Raw genomic sequence first — 4,447 nt, 5'->3', positions numbered from 1 at the left:
CCCTAATAGCGGGGAGAGGCGGAGCTACCCCGGTGCCGCTGTGACCACGCACCGACCAGCCAATTGTCTGGGAATAACCAAGTCCTCGGACTGCCGGAACAAATCACTCAGCAGCAGCTTTGCTCACCGAGAACGTTCGTGTCGCGGGTTCACCGATCGAAATATGACGCGCGAACCAACGCGGCCGTCAACCGACGGGAGCAAACCGATGTTTGCAGACGATATGGCAGCAAGACGCCTGAAAATGCTCGTCGAAGAATATGTCGAAACGAGGAAAAGGCGCCATGAGGTCATTTCGACCTCCATGGCAGAAGCCGCCATTCGACAGTTACTCCCGAACTGATAGCCGCCAGCGCCATCGCGCATGGCATCGGCGTCCGGTTTGGCAGGTCGAGCTCAACGCAAAGCCTCCGCTGAGCAACTGATTAGCCAGGTCAGGCGCCCACGTGGATATCCCCGCTTGGTACGTTTCCGACGCTATTCATCAAGCGTGCTGCATTTAAAAGTCGAAAAAGGTGGAGCAGCCATGCCCAGATTCTTCTTTCACATTCGAACCCGGGACGGGCAGCTCCTCCAGGATCCAGAGGGGCAGGAGTTCGCAAACTTGCAAGACGTAGAAGACGATGCCATGGCTTCGGCCAAGGAGATCTTGGCTGAGGGATTACTGGCCGGCAAGCCGGTCCTAACCGGCGATGTCTTCGAAATCTTCGATGAGCGCGAGGTCCTTGTTCTAGAATTCCCCTTTTCGCGCGCGGCGGAAAAGTCCGGTGCCCGGCCATAATGCCTAACGTGATTAGGTGTTGTGACCAGCAGAACCTATATATGACCTATCGTTCGCACGTTTTCACGGGCGCGAACGGCTGGGAGATCACAGAGCTCTTGCCCTATGGAGGGTGGAGTTATGTCTAACCAGCCAAACAACAGTTGCCGTAATGCCCTGTTGAAGCGGCTTTCTCCCGTTGACCTGGACCTACTTGAGCGACATCTTAAACGGGTGGATCTGCCATTGCGCACTCCGCTTGAGACCGCGAAGGCCCCCATCGAATACGTCTATTTTCTGGAAAGCGGCATCGCTTCGGTGGTTGCCAAGTTCCCGAAAGGCCGCGATACCGAGGTGGGCCTCATCGGTCTGGAAGGCATGACCGGCGCACTGTTGGTGCTTGGCGGCAATCGCGCCGCACATGATACCTACATGCAGATCGCCGGGGACGGATTCCAGATTCCTGCATTGGCATTATCCGCAGCCATGTCAGAAAGCACGACGCTTAAGGCCCTGCTGCTTCTCTATGTGCAAACGCTCTTCATCCAAACCAGCTACACCGCCCTGGTGAATGCCCGATCGAAATTGGATGAACGCTTGGCGCGCTGGCTGCTGATGTGCCAGGACAGGGTAAGGAATGACAGGTTTGCGATCACCCATGAGTTCATGTCTGTTATGCTCGGTGTGCGGCGACCTGGCGTGACCGTCGCCCTTCAGGAACTTGAAGGCAAGGGCCTGATCAGGGCAAACCGAGGTGAGATCCTTATCCGCGATCGCGATGGCCTGTTTCAGATCGCCGACGGCACCTATAGCGAGCCGGAACATGAATATGAGCGGCTGCTCGGTAAAATCTAGCCATAGTCGGCGGCGGCAACGAAGGTGACGGTTGCGATGACCGTCCCGTCGTCGAGCGCGACCTCAAACGCGGCATCACTTATCAACGGTTTGCCAGCGCGCAATTCCTCGGCCATCAGGTCCTTGGCTGCCCAAATCGCTTCGCGAACGGCGCTTTCGTTGTCGGGGAGCTCACTACCCTCCGGATCAGGCCGCCGACGTCCGGCTAGGACAAGGTGCAAGAAAAAGCGTGGCAACCGGTGTCTCCGCCAGCGGCAGTCCGGCCGCTATAGGGATGTAGGATGGGAAACAGTGTCTGCAACCGTACCAAGGACCGCTTTTAACGTCGACAGCGCTGCCCTAACGCAATTAAAGCTCAGTAAGCAATTGTTGAGCTCCAGGCGTCGGGAACTCTCAACTATGGTGGGGCAACAGCATGCGCAACTTCATTCAAGAGAAAGCTGCCAGCCTCGAAACCTATAGGTCCAAATCTGATGTGGCTTTCTGGTTACCGCAGCAGCGACATTATCTCGACGTCCGTTGTGATAGCCGACATCCGAAATCGGCTCCCTGCCTGCGAGTGCAGCGATGAGGATCTGGTCGGCCTGATTGTTCACGCCTAGGCAGGACAAGGGAAGGCCATCGGCTTCGATCTGCGGGGTGAACCCGTTGCCGATGGACACAGGAGTTGCCCGATAAAAACTGTATCAGGAACTTCTCCTTAAAGACGAGAGAGTCACTGGCGCTTTTCTTCTTTGATCTATCTGAACAACGGCGACGTATCCGGACGCTGAGACAGGTTCAGTTCCGCCAACGGAGTGATAGCAATGATCCCGTCGAAGCCGAGCGATGTCATCGAAAGCGCACGTATGTTCCAGCGGCGGGCTGATGCGCATTTGGAAGACTTACAAGCGACCATTCAAGCGACGCGACAGAAAATCGAAGAATCCCGGAAGGTGCTTGAGCGCCTGGCTACAAATGGACACTCAACCGAGCCGTAAGGTATGACTTCTCCGCTTTGCGTCGCTCATTCACGAGGGCGCTCCGGCTGCTCTTGTCCTGCAAGCCGCTGAGGCTATAGGCTTTGGCATTTGCGCCCATCGACATAGAGCCCGCGATAGCGCGGCTTCGAGCAGATATGGAACATTCCTCCGAAGCATGAGTTGGGCATGCCAACGCACCCGGAGGAATGTCAATGTTCATGCACAACAAGCGCCTGCAATACACCGTCCGTGTCTCGGAGCCAAACCCCAGACTGGCGTGCATGATCATGGAACAATTCGGCGGCGCCGACGGCGAGCTGGCCGCAGCGATGCGCTATTTCACGCAAGGGCTCGGCGAAGACGATCTTGGGCGTCGCGACATGTTGCTCGACATCGCAACCGAGGAACTCAGCCACCTCGAAGTGGTGGGATCGATCGTCACCATGCTGAACAAGGGGCTCAAGGCACAACTTGCCGAGGGCCAAATGAAGGAAGCGGACCTTTACCTGATGATCGGCGCCAGCGGTACAACGGCCAAGGAATCGATTCTGTTCGGCGGCGCTCCCGCGCTTTGCGACTCAGCCGGCGTTCCCTGGACCGCCGCCTATGTCGACTCGCGCGGCGAGCCTACGGTGGACCTGCGATCGAATATCGCCGCCGAAGCTCGCGCCAAGATCGTTTACGAACGCCTCATCAACATCACCGACGACCCCGGCATCAAGGACGCGCTCGGCTTCCTGATGACGCGCGAGATTGCGCACCAGAAGTCATTTGAAAAAGCGCTTTACGCGATCGAAAACAATTTCCCGTCAGGCAAGCTCCCGGGCGTAGAGAAATACGCCAGCATGTACGTCAACACCTCTCAAGGCGACGGCGATATCACCGGGCCCTGGAACTCCGGCGAAGAGTGGGATCGGATCGATAACCTTGAAGAGGTGATGCCCGTCGACGGCGGAGACGGCCTGGCAACTGTCAAGCTGGGGGCCAAGGACATGAAGGTGGTGGCCAAGATGGCCGACCGTACTCTTTCCGATCCGGCTTCCGATCCGACCACAGGCGCTGATCTCGGTGCGGGCCCGGGAGCTGGCCGTACCAAGAACGCGGATTTTGGCGGCGCGGCAAGCATTCAGGAGGCCCCCGCCGTGGCAGAGGCTGCCGTCAAACGCGCACGTAAGCGTTAGTTCGGAGCCCAACGTCGTTGCCGGGCACCTATGTCCGGCGATGGGTCAGGAAGCTGGCGACGAAAGCGGGGCATCCGACCGGCAGCAGAGGACTGGCCGGAGCGCTCGCATCGACATCTTTACTGAAGGTGGGTGAAGCACATGGCCACCGCCGCACCACGACCAGAGTCGGAACATGCGGGACAGCCGGAGAAGATGCGTGCCCACGGTTGCGAGAACCGGTGCATTGTCGCAATCGGAGCCTCGGCGGGGGGCGTCGACGCGCTGAAGAGACTTGTCCGCGATATCCCGCCGGACATTCCGGCGGCCCTCCTCATCGTACAGCACGTCGGCCCCACGAGTTACCTCGGCGACATTCTCGGTCGCGCTGCCAACATGCCCGTAGCGAATGCCGCAAGCGGCATGGCGGTTGAAAATGGGCACATCTTCGTTGCACCGCCCGGAGCTCACCTGCTTTTACACGACGATCACATGCTGCTGCGACGCGGGCCGCGGGAGAATCTGGCGCGCCCCGCCATCGACCCCCTCTTCCGATCGGCGGCCTGCAGCTTTGGTGGCAGCGTAATTGGGGTCGTGCTCACAGGCAACCTCTCCGACGGCACCGCGGGCCTCCGCGCCATCAAGACTTGCGGCGGCGTCAGCGTGGTCCAGGATCCCGACGACGCTGCAGGACCCGGTATGCCGCTGAG

General features: G+C 58.9%; 5 protein-coding genes. 4 read left to right on the top strand and 1 reads right to left on the bottom strand.

The window, feature by feature from the left end; genetic code table 11:
• Positions 1-460 precede the first annotated feature (460 nt).
• Both EN991_RS24830 and EN991_RS24825 read left to right on the top strand, forming a co-directional pair.
• Complete coding sequence (locus EN991_RS24830; RefSeq protein ID WP_164766095.1) at positions 461-781, top strand: hypothetical protein; 321 nt, start codon at positions 461-463, stop codon at positions 779-781.
• A 120-nt stretch (positions 782-901) separates the two neighbouring features.
• Complete coding sequence (locus EN991_RS24825; RefSeq protein WP_127369746.1) at positions 902-1,615, top strand: Crp/Fnr family transcriptional regulator; 714 nt, start codon at positions 902-904, stop codon at positions 1,613-1,615.
• Positions 1,616-2,040: 425 nt separating this feature from the next.
• Here EN991_RS24825 and EN991_RS24820 read toward each other — a convergent pair whose 3' ends face one another.
• Positions 2,041-2,277 carry a hypothetical protein gene (locus EN991_RS24820; protein WP_127369745.1) on the bottom strand — a complete coding sequence of 79 codons (237 nt, stop codon included), beginning with the start codon at positions 2,275-2,277 and terminating at the stop codon, positions 2,041-2,043.
• Between the two features lie 512 nt (positions 2,278-2,789).
• On the opposite strand from EN991_RS24820, the gene EN991_RS24815 reads away from it, so the two are divergent.
• Entirely contained in the window at positions 2,790-3,758 is a 969-nt protein-coding gene (locus EN991_RS24815; protein WP_127369744.1) for a manganese catalase family protein, read from the top strand.
• A 141-nt stretch (positions 3,759-3,899) separates the two neighbouring features.
• The coding region (locus tag EN991_RS24810; RefSeq protein ID WP_164769353.1) for a chemotaxis protein CheB at positions 3,900-4,447 on the top strand (548 nt) is incomplete at its 3' end.

It is taken from the genome of Mesorhizobium sp. M7A.F.Ca.US.005.03.2.1 (assembly GCF_003997795.1).
GTDB classification, from domain to species: domain Bacteria; phylum Pseudomonadota; class Alphaproteobacteria; order Rhizobiales; family Rhizobiaceae; genus Mesorhizobium; species Mesorhizobium ciceri.
This window is presented reverse-complemented; position numbering and strand designations above follow the sequence as displayed.

Bases quoted from the DNA above. Each gene is read 5' to 3' on its own strand.
- EN991_RS24825 (WP_127369746.1), top strand. From the start codon at position 902: ATGTCTAACCAGCCAAACAACAGTTGCCGTAATGCCCTGTTGAAGCGG.
- EN991_RS24815 (WP_127369744.1), top strand. From the start codon at position 2,790: ATGTTCATGCACAACAAGCGCCTGCAATACACCGTCCGTGTCTCGGAG.